Origin of the sequence: Streptococcus thalassemiae (assembly GCF_903645285.1) — a bacterium.
GTDB classification, from domain to species: Bacteria; Bacillota; Bacilli; order Lactobacillales; family Streptococcaceae; genus Streptococcus; species Streptococcus thalassemiae.
This window is the reverse complement of the sequence record NZ_CAHJXN010000004.1, coordinates 284887-308334: the sequence shown is the minus strand read 5'-3', so window position 1 is coordinate 308334 and position 23448 is coordinate 284887. Positions and strand designations below refer to the sequence as shown.

Annotated in this window: 4 protein-coding genes; all 4 read left to right on the top strand. The window is 40.9% G+C overall.

Features of this window, described 5'->3' with window-relative positions:
- Positions 1-603 precede the first annotated feature (603 nt).
- The 4 genes from HWX15_RS10080 to pgdA all read left to right on the top strand — a co-directional run bounded on the left by HWX15_RS10080 (position 604) and on the right by pgdA (position 23233).
- Complete coding sequence (locus HWX15_RS10080; protein ID WP_254867374.1) at positions 604-19728, top strand: YSIRK-type signal peptide-containing protein; 19125 nt, start codon at positions 604-606, stop codon at positions 19726-19728.
- A 266-nt stretch (positions 19729-19994) separates the two neighbouring features.
- The gene (locus HWX15_RS10075) at positions 19995-20909 is read left to right on the top strand and encodes a hypothetical protein (RefSeq protein WP_254867373.1); all 915 of its coding nucleotides are present in this window, start codon (positions 19995-19997) and stop codon (positions 20907-20909) included.
- 98 nt (positions 20910-21007) lie between these two features.
- Positions 21008-21607, top strand: a complete 600-nt coding sequence (locus HWX15_RS08915) for a DUF6088 family protein (RefSeq protein WP_175880914.1) — start codon at positions 21008-21010, stop codon at positions 21605-21607.
- 234 nt (positions 21608-21841) lie between these two features.
- Positions 21842-23233: a peptidoglycan-N-acetylglucosamine deacetylase PgdA gene (gene pgdA, locus HWX15_RS08910; RefSeq protein ID WP_175880913.1), complete on the top strand. Its 1392-nt coding sequence runs from the start codon at positions 21842-21844 to the stop codon at positions 23231-23233.
- Positions 23234-23448 lie beyond the last annotated feature (215 nt).

The following is a 23448-nucleotide window of genomic DNA, read 5'->3' as shown; positions in this document are numbered from 1 at the left end:
GTGATTTTGGAGATGAGAATCGTCAAAGGAAGGAATAAGGAGATTGTGGCTCTAGGAATAGGGGATAGTGAGATGAAATAAAAGCTAACAATTCAATTTCTAACCAGCTAACCATTTAATCTTGCTGCAAATAGGTATCGAACAAGTCTAGTATAAGTCTGAGACATTTTTCAAAAACTGATGATAAGCTCTTCCAATAAAAAATAGGGAGGTTTTTCAAACTAAAATCCGAATCCATACTTGGTTTCTAAATCAAATTTAATATATTCAGACTACTAAAAACCATCCAATTATAACTATTATTATACTAAAATTTTCATAAATAAAGATATAGAAAAGTTATTAGTTTCTAGGAAATAAATCAAAAAAGCGTATATCTATAATCAATATAATAAATATATACTAAAAAATTGTCTAAAAATCAAGATTTTTGGATGATTAGATGGTAAATTCGGGGGGGGGTATGGTATAATTATTACTAGACTGTACACTGGGTGCAGTGGGTTAAATAGTGCTATCAATACTATTTAATATCATGTGAGTTTGAAGATGATAAGGCTATTTTTGTTTTCAAAACAACTTACAAAAAAGGAGAAAGATTTCATGGACTTTGGAAAATATAACAAAGAAAAGGTTTTCCGATATTCGATTCGAAAATACCACTTTGGTGCTGCCAGTGTCGCGGTTGCGGCATTGATGTTCTTTGCCAATGGAGCTGTGGCGGCGAGTGAGACAATTACTCCAGCTACGGCAAATGAAGTAGCTACGGTGGGTTCTGATGGAAAGGCAGACGGTGATTTAGGAAGCTCGGATGAGGGAGACTCGAACAAGGTTTTAACTTACCAGCCAGCTGAACTCAAAGCAGCTGATGAGGTGAAAACGCAAGAAGCTCCAGCTGAGGGAACCAATCAAGGGCAAGCAGGAGCTGAGTCTAACTCTGCTCAGTCCGAGACAAATCCAGCTAACCAAGAACCTTCTCAAGCAGGAGAAGTAAAAGAGCAAGAAGAGCCGACCGTCGCTGATACGACAGCAGCCAAATCGACTCAAGGCAATCTGCAAGCTTTGTTGGCAAAACTAACGCTTAGCTCAATGCAGGAACTACATGCTGAAGTGGAAGCGCGCCTAGCAGCAGCTAAGGCAGTTTTGGAAGATCCAAAAGCGACGCAAGCGCAGGTTGATGAGCAAGCAAGACTGATGGCAGAGCTTATGAGCCGTGTCAATCAAGCCTTGACACCTAGCTTAGAAACTCCAACAATCTTGGAAAAAGCAGGTCTGACATCTACAAGTCTGACACCTACTGGACTTGCTACTCCAGAGGGAGCTACGACTGCGCAAACAAGTGGAGGAAAAGGTCGTAGAAGAACTTTGAGCGAGCCTACATCAGATGAAAATCAAGTTAGGCCATCTGCTGGAGGAGACTCAACAGGTTCTGGAGCTGGCTCTCAAGCTACTCCACAGGCGCTCCCAACCTACACAAATACAGAAGGTAAAAATGGTGTTTATGGACTAAAAGATGAATTAGAGTTCATCACTGAGCAACTCCGAGCTAACGGAGCATCAGCAGATAAAATCCAAGCAGCCAAGGCAGCTGTTGATAAGTTCAATGAAGCCTTCTCTAAAGGTGACACTATTAGTCAAGAAGACTTTAGTGCTGCCTTAGCAGACCTGAAAAAATCACGTGAACTAATCGAAGGAGTCCTCTCTGAAAAAGAGGCTAATGGAGCGGTTGTTTCAAGTCCCCTTGAACCACGAGCTTTGAATGGTGGTTCATCTGACTATGAAGCTATTCCAACTGAGGATGAATCAGCAAGAGCTGACAATGTAACCATCCAACCGCGCACCAACGCTACAGGATGGTCAGGTTTCCGCTCGATGCCGGCAGGAGCACAAACACGTATGAGACGTGCGCCTGGACAGGATAGAGCGATAGCTACAAGAAGTGGTATAGAATCAGCGGACTACGATACAAAAACAGGTTACTTATTTGAGAGTGGTCAGAATGGTTCTCCCTACCCTAAGTATTCTTATGTATTCTATTCAAAAGGTGGAGTAGGGAATACTTATTATGAAGGTGGAAAGATTAGCGAAGCTTACCAAGGGTTTCACATCAATGTTCGACCAACAAAAACAGGTTTATACTGGCAGATAACGGTTAATGAGAACCATAAAACGCTGGGAGTCAATAAGGTTTACTTTACCCTTCCACAAGGTCAAGTTCTAAAGAGCGGATCTGTATCTGTTCAAACGTTTAATAAAAATGGTGGAACATTACTAGAAAGACCAACAGTAGCATCAGGAGAAGATGAGCTGAAGAACGCTTTGTCAAATGCTTTTAGAAATCTTCCTCAGGATTCGCCTTTTAGAGGTGCGGAACTTAAAGATGTAGAAAAAGGAACAAAAGATAAAACAAACGCAAGGATATCAAATATAGGAACAACTCAAGCTCAACGTTTTAAAGTCGGAACTTTAGAAGATATTGCTAGAGAACAAACTTACGGAGCTGGTTATCTAAACAGAGGTTTCTATAATAGACGAGATATTGAACCGAGTAATTTACAAAAATATTCAGATGCTAAATTTAACACCATTCAGAATGATGTTCGTGATGTGTATACTTTCTCGTTAAATAGTGGTGATGACCATTCTTATAAAATCACTTTTGAGACAAGTGGTTCAAATGATTTAGGTAAATTAACTTACGCTGGTGGTCTTAAGCGTGTAGAAAATGCTACTCGTCAATTAATCAACCAATGGTATGCAAGAACACCTGAAGAAAGAGACGACACAGACAAGTTCAAGTTTAAAATAAGCGGAAATGGATATTTTAAAGTTGATCAGAATACAGCGTATGTTAATTTCGCAACTTCTTATCCAGATGGTACACAAGTAAAAGCAGAAGGAGCGAATAAAGCTCTAAACTATCCAAGGTACATTGATGATCCACTTAATACCGGTACAAAAGGGGTTTTAACGTACTCTGGAGATCTTACCGTTAATGGTGCTTTCAATATTGATTTCACTTCATACGGGGAGTACAGTGATGAAAATGATCAACCAATTGAGAAACAAAAAGGGAAACAAGAAGCCAATCAGAGAAATCAGAGTTTTAGAGTAATTGACGAAGATACTAATAAGGTATATGATTTAACAACGGATGCTGGTAAGAAGCAAATGACTATGGACATTATTTCGAAACCTGGTGTTCATAATTTCCGTTATGTACGTCGATTCCCAACTGATAATTCTTCTGATGATGGGAAATTGAGCTTTGTAACAAAACCTAAGACACCAACGCTTGAAGCATTGACTAATAAAGCTGAGATTGCGACTAGTGTTACCGCTAGCGGTGGTACAGAAGGTTATAACATGGTTCTCTACCGTAAGTTGGATAATGGAAACCTTGAAAAAGTTAAAATGCTTGAAAATGGCGTAGAGAAGGACGCTATAGTGAAAGCAAATGCTAAAGGGCAAGCTACTTTTACAGGTGTAGAATTACCCCAAGGTAAGTACGTTGTTAAAACGGTTATAGATCAGGATTGGATTGATTATGACGGTAGCAAACAACCAATTGTTGAGTCAGATAATAGTGCAGAGATGACTGCTACCGTTGGTCAAAAGTTTGCTACTAAACCTGTTATTACTCAGGATGTGACAGACTTATCTCTGGCAGTTAAGATTGGTCAAGATAATGCTACTAAGGCTGTAGTTCGTTATACTGATACGAATAGCAAAGAGCAAAATGTTACATTTGTCAAAGGGACTGATGGAAACTGGAGCAAAGAAACAGCGACAGCAAACTCAGGGATTAGTATTCAGTCAAGTAGTAATGGAATAGCAGTAGTTACATTACCGAATGGAACAGCAAAACCAGCCTCTACTGTCTATGCTAAACAAAAGATTGAGAATAAAGCCTATAGTGAGGAAGCATCAAAAGAGGTTTCTCAATTACGTATAGGATTGTCTAATGGTCTTGGAACGGACATCAGACGAGATAAATTTAAAACACTAGTACCGGACTGGCCTGCTACAGCAAATACACTCAAATTTATTGCTCAAGGAAACACTAAAATTACAGATATAGCTGTCACTGGAAGTGAGTCTTTAGGCATTAACTGGGTAAAAGAGGGAGTCGGAGGCACAAGAGCATCTATCAAGGCGAATAATCCTAGTGGCTTCTCTAGAGATAAAGGAGGAGTTCATCCTCTGACAGTAACTGTTACTACAGAAAATGGTAAAAAGGAAACATTTGAGACTAGTGTAATTATTCCACCTAAGGCAGGAACTTTTGAAACAACTAACGAGCAATTAAAAGAAAAAGCAAGTGAAAAACCAACGATTAAAGTGAAAGACTTGAATACAAATCTTGGTTTTGGAAATATTACTTCTCCTGAACTTGAGTGGAAGGCCTATCTTGTAAAAGGTGGTAGAGACGCTGAACCTGATTATCAAAACTATTACTTTAAATCAGCTACTGATTATACAGTCTTAGCTTCGTCAAGTATAACTGCTGATGGTAAGGCAACCTTTGATGCTGCAAGTTATAGACAGACGAATGTAGGAACAGATCCGTTAAAAGTCGTCACAGCTTTAGTTCACAAAGGTACTGATACAATCTTTGATGGAGTTGTATCGCCTCTAAGCACAAGTACAGTTCAGGCAACTTCTCAGAAACAACCTTTCGCAACGAAACCAGTTCTAGCAACAACTCCGAATGGAGATGTGACTGTCAAAATAGGACAAAACGGAGCTACATCTGCGGTTGTTACTTATGAGGTAGAAAATGGAAGACAACCTGTAATACTCCAAAAACAAAATGGCACTTGGACTAAGTTTGAAGGATTAGGGCAAACTCCAGCTACGGTTGTAAATGCTGCAGATGGTACAGCGATGGTTACAGTTCCATTTGGTACCGCGCGTTCAGGAACACAGCTTAGTGCACAACAAAGAAGTAATGATACAGATCCGAGTGAGGCAGCTACAATTACTGTTCCAACAGATACGACAGTACCTGAAGTTAAAATTGGGACAGGAGATAATGCTCAAACATTACCTCAATCACGAAATGACTCGGATGCTAGGGAAGCTGTATATGAAGTGGTTCAAGGTCAGGCATTCAGACCAGAACTAAAAGCCTGGGATAATTTTGAGAAGCTAACGAAATTTAGAATAGATAATTTGCGTCCTGGCATAACAGCTACTAATGCAAATGATGCCTTCAATACGACGACTAAGTACAGTCAACAAGCACCATTTAGTCCAACATTCACAGGGAATATACCTGAGGATACAATACCAGGTGTCTATACATCTACTATAACAGTTAGCGATGGAACAACGGGTGATAAGAACTATTACTTTAAGTATAAGGTTCTTCCAACCGCTCCAACAGTGACACCTACTACTCAGACAGGTAACCAAGTGTTATCAAATGATAGAACTCTAAAGGGAACGGCTACAGCTGGTGCTAAAATCAAAGTAACAGTTGCAGGTCAGACAGTGGCTGAAAATATCCAAGTAGGAAGTGACGGACATTGGACAGTAAACCTTAGAGAAGGGTTAAATAGTAACCATGCTAACCAGACTCAACTAGTTGCTAAAGACCCTGTAGCTGTTACTCAGACGGTTAATGGCGTAGAAAGTCCTAGCACAAATGTTACTGTTGCGGTAGGTTCGACAACTATTGAACCATCAGAAACAGGTGGAACTACCTTGTACGCAGGAGCTAAAGAAGTAGTCGTAAAAACACCTCATGATGCAGGTATGTTCTACTTGAAATATACAGATAAAGATACTGGAGCTACAAAAGACTTAGGATTCAAACGCACTAGTATTGATGGACCGTGGACTTCGGTAGATTCGTCACAAGCAGAAGTAAAAGGTACTCCAACGAAAGATGGTTTCACAGAAACAGTGACAATCACAATGAAGAAACCTATCAAAGCGGGAACAGCCAGCACGAAGACCAATATCTCAGAAGGAAACTATGGTACACCAGCAGATTGGCAAGCTATTTCTGTGACAAATGAGGCACCGACACTAGCTGGACCTCAAGGAAATACAACAACAATCGAAAAAGGTGGACAGTTAAACTTAGATACGCTAGTCACAGCTCACGATAAAGAAGACGATCAAAATGCAACACTAGGGAATGGTGTGACAAAAGAGATTGTTTCGGTAAATGGAGTTGCTGCGACAAAAACTGTCGATGTTAATAGACCAGGTTCTTATGTTGTGAAATACAAAGCAACAGATAGCCAAGGAGTATCATCGTCTGAATTAGATGTAACGGTTAAAGTTAAGCCAACAGCACCGACAGTAACTGCAGGGGATAACGGTGACGTAACAGTAAGACCAGCAATGCAGGATAATGTGAATACAGTAAGTTTCACCTATACAAATGCTAATACGACAAGTCCTACGAATAAGACGGTAACAGCCAATAAGACAAATAATAGCTGGTCACTGACAGGTGCTCCGACAGATGGTGTAACAATCGATGCCACTACAGGTGTAGTTACGATTAAAGACCGAGAAATCAAAGACAATTCACAAATAACAGCAAAATCAGTGACGACTGATAATGTAGACAGTACTACGGTAACAGCTAACTCAAAAGTTGGAGATCGTGTAGCACCAACCTTTACTTTTAGCGATAAGTATACAGAAGTCGTGAATGGGGAACGTGTTGTTTATGTGACACCAACAGAAGACTTGGCGGATGGTTCAATTACATTAGGAACTGTAGAAGATAATTCTGGTAAGCTGAGTGAAGTAGTATTATTCCAGGGTGATTCTCAAAGCACTAATATGCAATATGAGTTGCAATATAATATAAAACCTAAAACTAATAATGGTGATTTTGCTGCTCCATATGATATTCAGATTACAGGTAAACTACCAAAATTAAATCCAGACACAAGGCGTGCATGGGACCCTAATCTTAATAATGGTAACATAGTGACTCGTTACGTTTCAGCAACAGATGCTGCTGGTAATCAACTGAAGAGTATCAGAAACGTTGCTACTGAACCGACTCGTGTTGTAATTAGACTTCTAACTCAAAAAGATAAATATACTCCTCAAATCTCAACACAGATTTTGAATAAAGATATTACTGCAAGCAATGCGACTGTGACTGCAGACGAGTTTAACAAAATCAAGGAACAGATAGACTTCTCGGCTAAAAAAGGTGACGTGAAAGTAAATCGTAATAGCACTGATTTAACTATTGAGCGTAAAGACAATGGTGCGATTAAACGTAAGGCGGATACGGATACTTATTATGTTGAGGCAACTGTGACTTATCCAGATGGAACAAGGGAAGATTTTGAAATTCCATTAGACCAAGGAGATAAAGTAGCTCCGAAGGTGAAAGTAAATGGTGTCGAATTAAAAGACAATGTGACCGAAAACCCTACTTTTGTAGTATTCCGTGGTGCTACATTTAATCCAACCTTTGAAGTTAACGATAACTCTGGAACAACAACTTATCTAAAAGCATCGGACCTTCCAACAGGGCGTGAATTCGTTAAAGACGAAAGTATGTCTAATGGAACAAATGCGCAACTCAATAGTGATAATACAGTTCCAAGTACTGCAGTTTTAGGTGAACATGAGGCAAAGGTTTTAGTTAAAGATGCTTCAAATAACCAAAAAGAATACAAATTCAAGTATATTGTTGCTGATGTTGAATTAAAAACTTCTGAAAAAACAGTAGAATTCAACTCAACATTAGGAGATGCACACGAGTTTGTTAAAGCGGTTGTTGCTTCAAATTCGGATGGAGATGATAAATACTATCCAAGATCAATGACATTCAAATGGTCTAAGGACAGCTCGGATGTAGCAAATGATACTCAACTTACGACTCCTGGAACTGTAACCTATAAAGCAGTGGCTGATTTTTATAATCAAGGTGGAAAATACACTAAAGATATTGCTGGAATAGGCAATGGAGTAACTATCTACGCACCGGATAAGATAGAAAAACCAGTTACATTTAAAGTCAAACCAACAGCGCCAACAGTAAGACCACAAGATAATGGCACTGTGCTTATTACACATGACAACCAGCCGAATGTAAATCGTATTAGTGTAACATACACAACTCAAGGAGATAATCCAAGGGAAGTGACATACACAGCGACGAAGAATGGTGATTCTTGGTCATTTGGTTCGGGTGCCCCTCTGACAGTAAATCCAACAACAGGAGAGATTAAACTTAAAGACGGTTATGTGAAAGAAGGTTCAACGGTAAAAGTTAAAGCTCTTACTACACCAACAACAGGAAATGTAGAAAGTACTGAAACTACTGAAACTGTAAGAAATAGAGACCACCAGTTCCCTACAGTAACATTCCAAAACGTAGAAACAGATGCTGATGGAAATCGCGTAGTGTATATCACACCAACAGAAGAAGCTAATTTACCAATAGCAACGTTTAATGACAATTCAGGGAAATTAGTAGCAGCTAATTTTGTTGGATATGATGGAAGTCCTACTAATTTAAGCAGTGTAAATCTTGAATTTTCTAATAGATTTGCTAAAGATAGCGCTGAAACACAACATGATGCACCAATTACATTAAATGTTACAGGTAAGTTATCGAAAACAAATCCTGCTGATAGAAATAACTTGTGGACAGATGGAGGAACGATTGGAACTATTTATGCTGATGCAGAAGATGTAGCAGGAAATAGGTTGCATGAGTCTCCAGGAGCTAAAGACAATACTAAAAACAGTCCAACACGTGTAATACTTAAAGCAAGAACACAAGCAACTAAATACATACCTACTATCACTACTCAGCCGTTGGAGAAATATATTACTAGCACGACGACAGTGACTGGGGATGAGTTTAACGCTATGAAGGAAAATTTGACCTTCACTTCGACAAAAGGTAATGTAAATGTAACTAATAAAACATCAGACTTAACAGTTGCTATGAAAGACAGTGGTTTAATTAAGTCTAAAGAGGATGGTAGTCATTATGTCGGAGCAACTGTGACTTATCCAGATGGAACAAGGGAAGACTTTGAAATCCCGGTTAAGAGTATAAAACCAGCTGTACCAACTGTAACTCCTGAAACTAACGGAGATGTTACAGCAACTCCAGTAGACGAACCAAATGTCGATAAACTAGAAGTAACTTATACTCCAGCAGATATAAATCAATTGCAAGATAATGGAGATGTGATGAAAACTCCTCAAGCAGAGACAAAAGTTGTTGCTACTAAGGATGCTAATAATCAATGGAGCATTACAGAAGGTGCGAAAGATGGTATTAGCATAGATCCGAACACTGGTAAAATTACATTGAAGGACCAAGTCGTTAAGGGTCAATCAAATGTTGTAGCTAAGGTTGTTGCTCAAAATGTTTCAAGTGACAGCGCTAGTCAAACAGCTGCTAATGGAGATACTACGTTACCAGTTATCGGTGCTTCTTCGAAACTTGTCGAAGCTGGAAAAGAAGTCAATATTCCTCTTGAGCTATCAGACGATGGAGTAGGTATTGATGAAAGTAATATCAAAGTTACAAACTTACCAGAAGGTTTGAGTTACGATGCAGTAAGCAACTCTATCAAAGGAACGTTGAAAGATGTTTCTAAGAGCGATATAAAAGTAGCTGTTTTAGATAAGAATGGTAATAAAGCTGAGAAAACTATTTCTCTAGTCGCTGTGAAGCCAAAAACAGTTTATGCAATCAGTGGCGGAACTATTGAAAATGTTGATGATGCAGCTAACTTCGTAGAAGTACCGGCAGGTGTTACTTTAACTTCTGCAACGTGGAAAGACGACTCAAAACCAACAACAGAAGTTCTAGGAAGAACCACTGAAACTGTAGTGGCAAATCTAGATGGTTATGATAACCTTGAATTAAGCACCCCAGTAATTGTATATCCAGGGGTTACTCTTCGTAAAGTGAATGGTAGAGAAGTGACAATTTACTATGAGGTTGTTGGTCAGCCATTGACATCAGCAGTATGGGGTACTGGAGGTAGAACGCAACCAGCTAAGCCTGATTTCTATGTAGCCTTTGAAGGTGATAAACCAGCAGGTACGACTATTGAATTTGAAGGTGGAATGCCGCCTACACCAAGTACAACAGCGGGAGAAATCACTAAAAAAATCATTGTGACTTATCCAAATGGGGCTGGGAAATTTGAAAGAGAACTTACTTTCAAAATATATGGCTATGAGCCAAATTATCCAACAGGAAAAGACTATTTTGAAACAGAAGTAGGAAAACCATTTGCAAATACAAATGTTACTTCTTATGTAAAATCAAGTACTAACTTCGGAACACCATCACAAAAATTCTTCGGATGGGGCGATGGTTATGGTTCTTCTCCAGTAGCTAAAGTACAGACAACTATAGGAGTACGAGAAGAAGAGGCCAATGTTCACTATGGAACTAAGGTTGATGAATATCGTGGTGACACTAGTCATAGGTATACAGACCAAAGAGTCAAAGTGGCTCTAGCTGTTAAACCAAAAGCACCAACACTTCAAGGTCAAGCAGGAACTAGACCTGCCGTTACGGTATCAAACTTACCAGAAGCTTCGCAATTAGCGTCAGGAGCAACTGTAAAAGTGCAACTTAAAGACGCTCAAGGTGATGTTGTAGCAGAAAAAGAAATTACAGCTGGGACAACAACAGTAGCATTCGCGGCAGCTGACTACAAGAAAGACCTAACATTAGGAGAACAATTAACGACTAATGTTCTTGTTTCTGGAACATACAAGAAAACAATTGCAAAAAATACAACAGAAGACACTGCTTATGAAGTATCTTCTGCTAAGAGTGATTCGGTAACTGTTAAAACGTATGCTGACTTCTACAGAAATCAAGTCACTTATCCAACGAATGCTGAAAAAGTGACTTATGGTAATAGTGATATCGCTAATGGTAACTTTACGGATGCAGCCAAAGAGCGCTTTGCAGCTAAAATTCAAGAAGTTAATGCAAATAATAGTAACTTACCTGCAAATGTAACTTATACTAAGGGAACTACGGATGATAAGACTAAAGTAGCTACGATTAACTTCCCAGATGATGGCTCTACTATTGACATTTCTCATACGCAAGTAGCCAAACCAACAGCGCCGACATTTACTAAGACGGCAGGAACTGAAGAAAATCCGAAATTAAGTGATGTTGATCGTACGATTTCTGGTACAGCTCTTGAAAGTGCTACGAAGGTTGTATTGACCTTACAAACTGGTAAAACTGTTGAAATTGACGCTAATAACGGAAAAGACCCAGCTAATCTTCAACCAGGCGAAGGTGCACTGAAAAATGGTGTCTGGACCTATAAACTTGAAGACAACCTTTACTTACGTCAGACAGAACAATCTGCTGAAATTGGTTCATCTACACTGCCTGTTAAAGTAAAACAGACTGTCTTTACTGCAGAAAGTGACGAAAGCACGATTTATGTAGCCAAAGAGCGTAATTTCACAGGTAAAACCATTACAGCAGCTAAGGGAAGTCAAACTCTGACTGACTTGAAAACAGATGCTCGAAAAGGTATTAAATATACTGAAAAAGATGTAGAAAAAGACTTCCCAAGTGACTTTACAGCTACATGGAAAGAGACACCTGACGTTGAAACAGTTGGAACAAGAAAGTATAAGGTTCAATTAACTGAAACTTCTGCAACTGGCACAAATAAAGTCGGCGAATATGATGTAACGATTACAGTGACGAATCCAGCACCAGCAGAGTTGACTTATGAGAATAAACAAAATGGTGAAACTGTTGTAACTATTCCAGAAGATGCAGACGAAGTAGTATTTACTGTTTCTACAACTGATACAACTGTAAATACAATAACTGTAAGTAAAGCGAATGGTTGGACAGCAGATGGTATTGAAAAACGTGGAAATACGTGGGTCTTCCCAGCGAACTCAGTACAAGGAAATCGTCAAGTAACAGCAGTTGCGACAGCAGGAAGTGGCGATACCAAGAGTGCACAAACACCAACGTCAATTTCAGCGCCTGCACATACAGTGACGACTAATACGATTACAAAAGTGGTCGGTGAAAATCCTACAAATGCAGAGTTACTTGCTGTCGTAGATGTAGCTAACAAACAATCAGCTGCACTGAAAGAAGGAACACAATATCCAACTACAGTAGGTAGCCATAATCTTGACGTTGTTATTACTTACGCAGATCAAAGTACAGAAAACGTGAGAGTGCCGTATGTGGTGAAACAAGCAGACAAGACAGCTTTAACGCAAGCGAATAATGCCTTAGGAAGCGAAATCACAAGTGCACCAGACACAGCTGATAAGCCAGCAAGCAAAGTGACTGCCTATAACGACGCTAAGAAAGCAGCAGAAGCAGCGAAGACAGCAGCGGAAGCTGTAATAGCGAACGACAATGCGACACCAGAAGCTGTCCAAGCAGAGATTACGAAAGTAAACAATGCCAAAGCAGCCTTGAAAGATGCGGAAGATGCGGTAACAGCAGCAGCGACAACCACAGCGAAAAACAAACTAACAGCAGACAAAGCTAAGTTAGATGAAGTGGTAAATACAGATGGTAAGACACCAGAAAGTATTGAAGTTTATAATAACGCTAAGGCAGAAGCAGAAGTCGAAGTTACAGCAGCGAAGCAAGCAGCAGCAGATGCATTAGCTAAAGGTGACGATGCGACAGCAGCTGAAGTACAAGCAGCGCAAGAAAAAGTGACCGCAGCTCAAGGTAAGTTAGACAAAGCGAAAGAGAAGTTAGTCGATAAAGCAGACAAGACAGCTCTAACGCAAGCGAATAATACCTTAGGAAGCGAAATCACAAGTGCACCAGACACAGCTGACAAGCCAGCAAGCAAAGTTACAGCATATGAGCAAGCTAAGCAAGCAGCAGAAGCAGCTCAGACAGCAGCGCAAGAAGTGATTAACAACGACAATGCGACACCAGCAGCCGTCCAAGCAGAGATTACGAAAGTAAACAATGCCAAAGCAGCCTTGAAAGATGCGGAAGATGCGGTAACAGCAGCAGCGACAACCACAGCGAAAAACAAACTAACAGCAGACAAAGCGAAGTTAGATGAAGCTGTAAGTACAGACGGTAAGACACCAGAAAGTATTGAAGCTTATAATAACGCTAAGGCAGAAGCAGAAGCCGACGTTACAGCAGCGAAGCAAGCAGCAGCAGATGCATTAGCTAAAGGTGACGATGCGACAGCAGCTGAAGTACAAGCAGCGCAAGAAAAAGTGACCGCAGCTCAAGGTAAGTTAGACAAAGCGAAAGAGAAGTTAGTCGATAAAGCAGACAAGACAGCTCTAACGCAAGCGAATAATGCCTTAGGAAGCGAAATCACAAGTGCACCAGACACAGCTGACAAGCCAGCAAGCAAAGTGACTGCCTATAACGACGCTAAGAAAGCAGCAGAAGCAGCGAAGACAGCAGCGGAAGCTGTAATAGCGAACGACAATGCGACACCAGAAGCTGTCCAAGCAGAGATTACGAAAGTAAACAATGCCAAAGCAGCCTTGAAAGATGCGGAAGATGCGGTAACAGCAGCAGCGACAACCACAGCGAAAAACAAACTAACAGCAGACAAAGCTAAGTTAGATGAAGTGGTAAATACAGACGGTAAGACACCAGAAAGTATTGAAGCTTATAATAACGCTAAGGCAGAAGCAGAAGCCGACGTTACAGCAGCGAAGCAAGCAGCAGAAGCAGCATTAGCTAAAGGTGATGATGCGACAGCAGCTGAAGTTCAAGCAGCGCAAGAAAAAGTAACAGCAGCTCAAGGTAAGTTGGACAAAGCGAAAGAGAAGTTAGTCGATAAAGCAGACAAGACAGCTCTAACGCAAGCGAATAATGCCTTAGGAAGCGAAATCACAAGTGCACCAGACACAGCTGACAAGCCAGCAAGCAAAGTGACTGCCTATAACGACGCTAAGAAAGCAGCAGAAGCAGCGAAGACAGCAGCGGAAGCTGTAATAGCGAACGACAATGCGACACCAGAAGCTGTCCAAGCAGAGATTACGAAAGTAAACAATGCCAAAGCAGCCTTGAAAGATGCGGAAGATGCGGTAACAGCAGCAGCGACAACCACAGCGAAAAACAAACTAACAGCAGACAAAGCTAAGTTAGATGAAGTGGTAAATACAGATGGTAAGACACCAGAAAGTATTGAAGCTTATAATAACGCTAAGGCAGAAGCAGAAGCCGAAGTTACAGCAGCGAAGCAAGCAGCAGCAGATGCATTAGCTAAAGGTGACGATGCGACAGCAGCTGAAGTACAAGCAGCGCAAGAAAAAGTGACCGCAGCTCAAGGTAAGTTAGACAAAGCGAAAGAGAAGTTAGTCGATAAAGCAGACAAGACAACTCTAACGCAAGCGAATAATGCCTTAGGAAGCGAAATCACAAGTGCACCAGACACAGCTGACAAGCCAGCAAGCAAAGTGACTGCCTATAACGACGCTAAGAAAGCAGCAGAAGCAGCGAAGACAGCAGCGGAAGCTGTAATAGCGAACGACAATGCGACACCAGAAGCTGTCCAAGCAGAGATTACGAAAGTAAACAATGCCAAAGCAGCCTTGAAAGATGCGGAAGATGCGGTAACAGCAGCAGCGACAACCACAGCGAAAAACAAACTAACAGCAGACAAAGCTAAGTTAGATGAAGTGGTAAATACAGATGGTAAGACACCAGAAAGTATTGAAGCTTATAATAACGCTAAGGCAGAAGCAGAAGCCGAAGTTACAGCAGCGAAGCAAGCAGCAGCAGATGCATTAGCTAAAGGTGACGATGCGACAGCAGCTGAAGTACAAGCAGCGCAAGAAAAAGTGACCGCAGCTCAAGGTAAGTTAGACAAAGCGAAAGAGAAGTTAGTCGATAAAGCAGACAAGACAACTCTAACGCAAGCGAATAATGCCTTAGGAAGCGAAATCACAAGTGCACCAGACACAGCTGATAAGCCAGCAAGCAAAGTGACTGCCTATAACGACGCTAAGAAAGCAGCAGAAGCAGCGAAGACAGCAGCGGAAGCTGTAATAGCGAACGACAATGCGACACCAGAAGCTGTCCAAGCAGAGATTACGAAAGTAAACAATGCCAAAGCAGCCTTGAAAGATGCGGAAGATGCGGTAACAGCAGCAGCGACAACCACAGCGAAAAACAAACTAACAGCAGACAAAGCTAAGTTAGATGAAGTGGTAAATACAGATGGTAAGACACCAGAAAGTATTGAAGCTTATAATAACGCTAAGGCAGAAGCAGAAGCCGAAGTTACAGCAGCGAAGCAAGCAGCAGCAGATGCATTAGCTAAAGGTGACGATGCGACAGCAGCTGAAGTACAAGCAGCGCAAGAAAAAGTGACCGCAGCTCAAGGTAAGTTAGACAAAGCGAAAGAGAAGTTAGTCGATAAAGCAGACAAGACAGCTCTAACGCAAGCGAATAATGCCTTAGGAAGCGAAATCACAAGTGCACCAGACACAGCTGACAAGCCAGCAAGCAAAGTTACAGCATATGAGCAAGCTAAGCAAGCAGCAGAAGCAGCTCAGACAGCAGCGCAAGAAGTGATTAACAACGACAATGCGACACCAGCAGCCGTCCAAGCAGAGATTACGAAAGTAAACAATGCCAAAGCAGCCTTGAAAGATGCGGAAGATGCGGTAACAGCAGCAGCGACAACCACAGCGAAAAACAAACTAACAGCAGACAAAGCGAAGTTAGATGAAGCTGTAAGTACAGACGGTAAGACACCAGAAAGTATTGAAGCTTATAATAACGCTAAGGCAGAAGCAGAAGCCGACGTTACAGCAGCGAAGCAAGCAGCAGCAGATGCATTAGCTAAAGGTGACGATGCGACAGCAGCTGAAGTACAAGCAGCGCAAGAAAAAGTGACCGCAGCTCAAGGTAAGTTAGACAAAGCGAAAGAGAAGTTAGTCGATAAAGCAGACAAGACAGCTCTAACGCAAGCGAATAATGCCTTAGGAAGCGAAATCACAAGTGCACCAGACACAGCTGACAAGCCAGCAAGCAAAGTGACTGCCTATAACGACGCTAAGAAAGCAGCAGAAGCAGCGAAGACAGCAGCGGAAGCTGTAATAGCGAACGACAATGCGACACCAGAAGCTGTCCAAGCAGAGATTACGAAAGTAAACAATGCCAAAGCAGCCTTGAAAGATGCGGAAGATGCGGTAACAGCAGCAGCGACAACCACAGCGAAAAACAAACTAACAGCAGACAAAGCTAAGTTAGATGAAGTGGTAAATACAGACGGTAAGACACCAGAAAGTATTGAAGCTTATAATAACGCTAAGGCAGAAGCAGAAGCCGACGTTACAGCAGCGAAGCAAGCAGCAGAAGCAGCATTAGCTAAAGGTGATGATGCGACAGCAGCTGAAGTTCAAGCAGCGCAAGAAAAAGTAACAGCAGCTCAAGGTAAGTTGGACAAAGCGAAAGAGAAGTTAGTCGATAAAGCAGACAAGACAGCTCTAACGCAAGCGAATAATGCCTTAGGAAGCGAAATCACAAGTGCACCAGACACAGCTGACAAGCCAGCAAGCAAAGTGACTGCCTATAACGACGCTAAGAAAGCAGCAGAAGCAGCGAAGACAGCAGCGGAAGCTGTAATAGCGAACGACAATGCGACACCAGAAGCTGTCCAAGCAGAGATTACGAAAGTAAACAATGCCAAAGCAGCCTTGAAAGATGCGGAAGATGCGGTAACAGCAGCAGCGACAACCACAGCGAAAAACAAACTAACAGCAGACAAAGCTAAGTTAGATGAAGTGGTAAATACAGATGGTAAGACACCAGAAAGTATTGAAGCTTATAATAACGCTAAGGCAGAAGCAGAAGCCGAAGTTACAGCAGCGAAGCAAGCAGCAGCAGATGCATTAGCTAAAGGTGACGATGCGACAGCAGCTGAAGTACAAGCAGCGCAAGAAAAAGTGACCGCAGCTCAAGGTAAGTTAGACAAAGCGAAAGAGAAGTTAGTCGATAAAGCAGACAAGACAACTCTAACGCAAGCGAATAATGCCTTAGGAAGCGAAATCACAAGTGCACCAGACACAGCTGACAAGCCAGCAAGCAAAGTGACTGCCTATAACGACGCTAAGAAAGCAGCAGAAGCAGCGAAGACAGCAGCGGAAGCTGTAATAGCGAACGACAATGCGACACCAGAAGCTGTCCAAGCAGAGATTACGAAAGTAAACAATGCCAAAGCAGCCTTGAAAGATGCGGAAGATGCGGTAACAGCAGCAGCGACAACCACAGCGAAAAACAAACTAACAGCAGACAAAGCTAAGTTAGATGAAGTGGTAAATACAGATGGTAAGACACCAGAAAGTATTGAAGCTTATAATAACGCTAAGGCAGAAGCAGAAGCCGAAGTTACAGCAGCGAAGCAAGCAGCAGCAGATGCATTAGCTAAAGGTGACGATGCGACAGCAGCTGAAGTACAAGCAGCGCAAGAAAAAGTGACCGCAGCTCAAGGTAAGTTAGACAAAGCGAAAGAGAAGTTAGTCGATAAAGCAGACAAGACAACTCTAACGCAAGCGAATAATGCCTTAGGAAGCGAAATCACAAGTGCACCAGACACAGCTGATAAGCCAGCAAGCAAAGTGACTGCCTATAACGACGCTAAGAAAGCAGCAGAAGCAGCGAAGACAGCAGCGGAAGCTGTAATAGCGAACGACAATGCGACACCAGAAGCTGTCCAAGCAGAGATTACGAAAGTAAACAATGCCAAAGCAGCCTTGAAAGATGCGGAAGATGCGGTAACAGCAGCAGCGACAACCACAGCGAAAAACAAACTAACAGCAGACAAAGCTAAGTTAGATGAAGTGGTAAATACAGATGGTAAGACACCAGAAAGTATTGAAGCTTATAATAACGCTAAGGCAGAAGCAGAAGCCGAAGTTACAGCAGCGAAGCAAGCAGCAGCAGCAGCATTAGCTAAAGGGGACGATGCGACAGCAGCTGAAGTACAAGCAGCGCAAGAAAAAGTGACCGCAGCTCAAGGTAAGTTAGACAAAGCGAAAGAGAAGTTAGTCGATAAAGCAGACAAGACAACTCTAACGCAAGCGAATAATGCCTTAGGAAGCGAAATCACAAGTGCACCAGACACAGCTGACAAGCCAGCAAGCAAAGTGACTGCCTATAACGACGCTAAGAAAGCAGCAGAAGCAGCGAAGACAGCAGCGGAAGCTGTAATAGCGAACGACAATGCGACACCAGAAGCTGTCCAAGCAGAGATTACGAAAGTAAACAATGCCAAAGCAGCCTTGAAAGATGCGGAAGATGCGGTAACAGCAGCAGCGACAACCACAGCGAAAAACAAACTAACAGCAGACAAAGCTAAGTTAGATGAAGTGGTAAATACAGACGGTAAGACACCAGAAAGTATTGAAGCTTATAATAACGCTAAGGCAGAAGCAGAAGCCGACGTTACAGCAGCGAAGCAAGCAGCAGAAGCAGCATTAGCTAAAGGTGATGATGCGACAGCAGCTGAAGTTCAAGCAGCGCAAGAAAAAGTAACAGCAGCTCAAGGTAAGTTGGACAAAGCGAAAGAGAAGTTAGTCGATAAAGCAGACAAGACAGCTCTAACGAATGCGAAAGAGGACTTGGAAGCAGACGTTGACCAAGTTGTCGATACAGCAGGTAAGACAGAAGCCAGCAAGCAAGCTTATGAAGACGCGAAGGCAAAAGCTCAAGAAGCTGTAACCGAAGCTGAAACAGTGATTGCGAACGCGAACGCAACGGAACAAGACGTAGCGGATGCAAAATCGAAAGTAGACGAAGCTAAGCAAAAACTTGCGGAAGCCAAAGCAGGCTTGGTAGATAAACCAACTTCTGTACCAAGTAATGATGGTAGCACTAACAACGGTGTCAACACTAATAACGGTGCTAATACCGACAATAGCAGCAACAGCAATACTAGTGGCGACACTAATAATAGTGCTAACACCAACAACGGCGGTACTACTACCCCTGCTGACAGTAATAGCGACAGTGCGACCCCGGCTAACAGTGCTAACACTCCAGTCCCTGGTGTGACGACAGACGATAGTAGCAATACCACCCCTGCTACTCCATCATCTACTGTTGGACAGGCTCAAGCAAGCACTCCAGCTCAAGAAACTCCAGTTTCTACTTTGACTCCAAACAATTCAGGCAATACAGGCAATACGGTGACTCCTAGCGAGACTCGTCCTGTTGACAAGTCTGAACTTGCTCGATTGGTTGAAGAACTGGAAACTCGTTTGAAAGACTTGGATGCTATTGATCAATCTGTCATCGACGCTGCTAAGATCATTCTCGGAGAGGGTCAAGAAGCCCTTAGAAATGCTGACTTGACAGAAGCAGGCTTGAGAGAGATGACTGCTAAGGTCAAAGAAGCACTCGAATCCTTGAAAGGCAAGCAAGCGACTAAGGATGAAGAAGAAACGAAAGAAACAAGCAAAGAGCAAGGTCATCTTCCATACGGTACCATGATTGGCAGCCTACTTGCCCTTCTTGGTCTCCTTCTCTTCCTCATCGCTCGTCGTAAGAAAGAGTCTGAACTCAAGAAATTGACCAAGGAATTGACTAAGGTTCTGCAAGACGGCGACCTTACAAGTGTAGATGCGAAAGTTCTCGACCAAGCACGAGAAGCTCTCGCTCAAGCGGTTGCTTTCCTAGCCAATGAGAAAGAGTCTGACCACACAGAAGATGAGTTGATTGATAAACTCAAAGCTATTCTTGCTCAGCTAAGATAAGCGACATGTGAAATATCGCAGGCGACCATAGAAGATAATACATGGCTGGATAGCGTCATCTTCTAGTACAAGTAGAAGTCTTCGATGGCAGAGTAAGATAAGGAAGAAACACGAGACAAGTAAGATAGTTCATGAAATGGAACTGAAAATTGCTGGTGTGGACTCTTGAAGGAAGTAATGGATAGAAAGAAGTTGAAAAGCGTCTTTCTATCCATCTTTCTTTAGGAATAGATGTAAGCGCTTTAAAAGATAGAAGGGGTAATGGAATGGGGAAACATGAAAGTAGAAAAAACAAACCTATTTTATTAGTAGGGAATGGAATCAATAGATTATTTGCAAACGAGCCAGAAGATGATGATTCCTTTAATGCAGAAAAGTTTAGAGGCGAAAAAGAATCTGAGAAATGCTCACTACATGCTGAGATAAGCGAGTCTTTGCGTTTTCCAATGAGGATTTCAGTACTTTATAAGGGGAAAGAAGAAACTGTCGCAGAAGAACTAACTGATTTTTTGAAAGATAAGATGACGATTTCAAAAAGGAAGAAAAAGTTTCTTGAGGATTTATTAAACTTAGAAGTAGAGAATATTTTGACGACGAATTACAGCTTTGAGTTTGAAAAAACAATTTGTACTAATCCATCTATTGGAAAAATCTTAAATCTATATGGATATGGGAAAGAGGGGGAAATCAGTAAAAAGGAGAAGGAGCTAGGAATCTATCAGTATATAAAATTAAGTGAGAGACAAAAACTATGGCATATACATGGAATAGCAACCAGAAAAAATTCTATTATACTAGGACAATACCATTATGGTTATTTGCTTTCGCAAGTGATAGGATATACGTCTGAATTATTAAGAAGATGGAATTCTAAAAATGATTTTTATCATCATTCATGGATTGATTATTTTGTAAGCAATGATGTGCATATCCTTGGTTTTGCTTTCGATTTAGCTGAAATCGATTTGTGGTGGCTACTCGCATACAAGAAGAAACATTTTGAATTTACAAAGGTGTATTTTTACTCGAAAGTTGGAGATTTAGATGATAATGTGAGAATACTCTTGTGTACATATGGCGTTATTATAAAAGAAATAAATGCGGCTGATTATCATGATTTTTATAATCAAGCTATTACTGAAATAAGAAATGGGATAAAAATGGATAGAGATGTTACATAAGAAATTGTAAGAGGTCTGTTCCCTCTTGATAAAATGACTCTCATTTGACTTTTTGCACCAAAAATAGCATCATATTCGGCGCAAAGGAGGCGTGATAGATGAACGATAAGCAGGAAATAGTAAACAGGATAGAAAATTTTGAATCGAATCAAGTTTTTATAGCAAATGATTTCTTTGATATTGCAGGAGATGAAACTGTTCGTAGTACATTAAATCGTCTTGTAAAAGACAAAAAGGTTACTCGCATTTTGAAAGGTATTTATTATAAACCAAAATATATAGAACTGATTGGAGAGTATGCAATGGCCTCTGTGGATGAAGTTGCTGATGCTATTGCTAGAAAATATAATTGGACCATTGCTCCATCGGGAAACACAGCCCTTAATTTACTTGGTTTATCTACGCAGGTACCAGCAAAATGGACCTATATATCAGATGGAAGATATGCCAGTTTTAATGTTGGTAAGGCAAGGATAGAATTTAAGCATAGAAATAATGGAGATATTTCAAATATGTCAACCTTAACTGCAATGGTGATACAATCTGTCAAGGCAATGGGGAAAGAGAACATTACTTCTCAGCAGATTGACTACTTACGGAAAAAATTATCTGAAGAAGAAAAGTCAACATTACTAGCTGAAGGTAAAACTACAAGTGCCTGGGTATATAGTATTATCAAGAAAATATCAGAGGTGTAGGGATGTTTGAGGATAAATCGATTGAGAAAAATAAATCAATTTCTCAGAATGTTTTTAGAAGTCACGGTGTCTATTCTAGCTTCAATCTACTAGAAATTCCATAGATAGAAAACTACATAATCTCTACAGATACGGATGTTGGAGTTGATGTGAGATGCTTTGGCTTGCTGGAGGAATTGAGGATTGCCAAACTGTATCATTGAAATTATTGCTCAAATTTGTTATGATATAAATATGAATAAAAGTAGACTGGGACGTGGCAGACACGGGAAAAAGAGACATGTATTATTGGCTTTGATTGGTATTTTAGCAATTTCTATTTGCTTATTAGGCGGATTTATTGCTTTTAAAATGTATCAGCAAAAAAGTTTCGAACAAAAGATTGAATCGCTCAAAAAAGAGAAAGATGATCAATTGAGTGAGGGAAATCAGAAGGATCATTTTCGTAAGGGTCAAACCGAAGTGATTGCCTATTATCCTCTCCAAGGGGAGCAAGTGATTTCGTCTGTTAAGGAGCTGATAAATCAAGATATTAAGGACAAGCTAGAAAGTAAGGACAATCTTGTTTTCTACTATACAGAGCAAGAAGAGTCAGGTTTAAAGGGAGTCGTCAATCGTAATGCGACCAAACAAATCTATGATTTAGTTGCTTTTAAGGTTGAAGAGACTGAAAAGACCAGCCTAGGAAAGGTTCACCTAACAGAAGATGGGCAACCTTTTACACTTGACCAACTCTTTTCAGATGCTAGTAAGGCTAAGGAACAGCTGATAAAAGAATTGACCTCCTTTATAGAGGATAAAAAAATAGAGCAAGACCAGAGTGAGCAGATTGTAAAAAGCTTCTCTGACCAAGACTTGTCTGCATGGAATTTTGATTACAAGGATAGTCAGATTATCCTTTATCCAAGTCCTGCGGTTGAAAATTTAGAAGAGATAGCCTTGCCAGTATCTGCTTTCTTTGATGTTATCCAATCTTCGTACTTACTCGAAAAAGATGCGGCCTTGTACCAGTCTTACTTTGATAAGAAACATCAAAAAGTTGTCGCTCTAACCTTTGATGATGGTCCAAATCCAGCAACGACCCCGCAGGCATTAGAGACTCTAGCTAAATATGGTGTTAAAGCCACTTTCTTTGTGCTTGGGAAAAATGTTTCTGGGAATGAGGACTTGGTGAAGAGGATAAAATCTGAAGGTCATGTTGTTGGAAACCATAGTTGGAGCCATCCGATTCTCTCGCAACTTTCTCTTGATGAAGCTAAAAAGCAGATTACTGATACTGAGAATGTGCTAACTAAAGTGCTGGGTTCTAGTTCTAAACTTATGCGTCCGCCTTATGGAGCTATTACAGATGATATTCGCAATAGCTTGGATTTGAGCTTTATCATGTGGGATGTGGATAGTCTGGACTGGAAGAGTAAAAATGAAGCGGCTATTTTGACGGAAATTCAGCATCAAGTAGCTAACGGCTCTATCGTTTTGATGCATGATATTCATAGTCCGACAGTCAATGCCTTGCCAAGGGTCATTGAGTATTTGAAAAATCAAGGTTATACCTTTGTGACCATACCAGAGATGCTTAATACTCGCCTAAAACCTCATGAACTGTATTATAGTCGTGATGAATAAGCAACAAAAATAGGTCTGTCAGATATGTGATAGACTTATTTTTTACAGAAGATAGTACTACTTAAAAAATGTTTTATGCTATAATTGATGAATATAGTAGATTGAAGCTAGAATAGTACACCTTGACTTCTAAAGCATTGTTAGAAATTGATTTGACTGTCCTAATCAATTCGTCCTATTCTTATTTCATTTCACTATAATACTCAATGAAAATC

Excerpts from the sequence above, each read along its gene's own strand:
- HWX15_RS10075 (WP_254867373.1), top strand. The coding sequence starts at position 19,995 with ATGGGGAAACATGAAAGTAGAAAAAACAAACCTATTTTATTAGTAGGG.
- pgdA (WP_175880913.1), top strand. The coding sequence starts at position 21,842 with ATGAATAAAAGTAGACTGGGACGTGGCAGACACGGGAAAAAGAGACAT.
- HWX15_RS10080 (WP_254867374.1), top strand. The coding sequence starts at position 604 with ATGGACTTTGGAAAATATAACAAAGAAAAGGTTTTCCGATATTCGATT.
- HWX15_RS08915 (WP_175880914.1), top strand. The coding sequence starts at position 21,008 with ATGAACGATAAGCAGGAAATAGTAAACAGGATAGAAAATTTTGAATCG.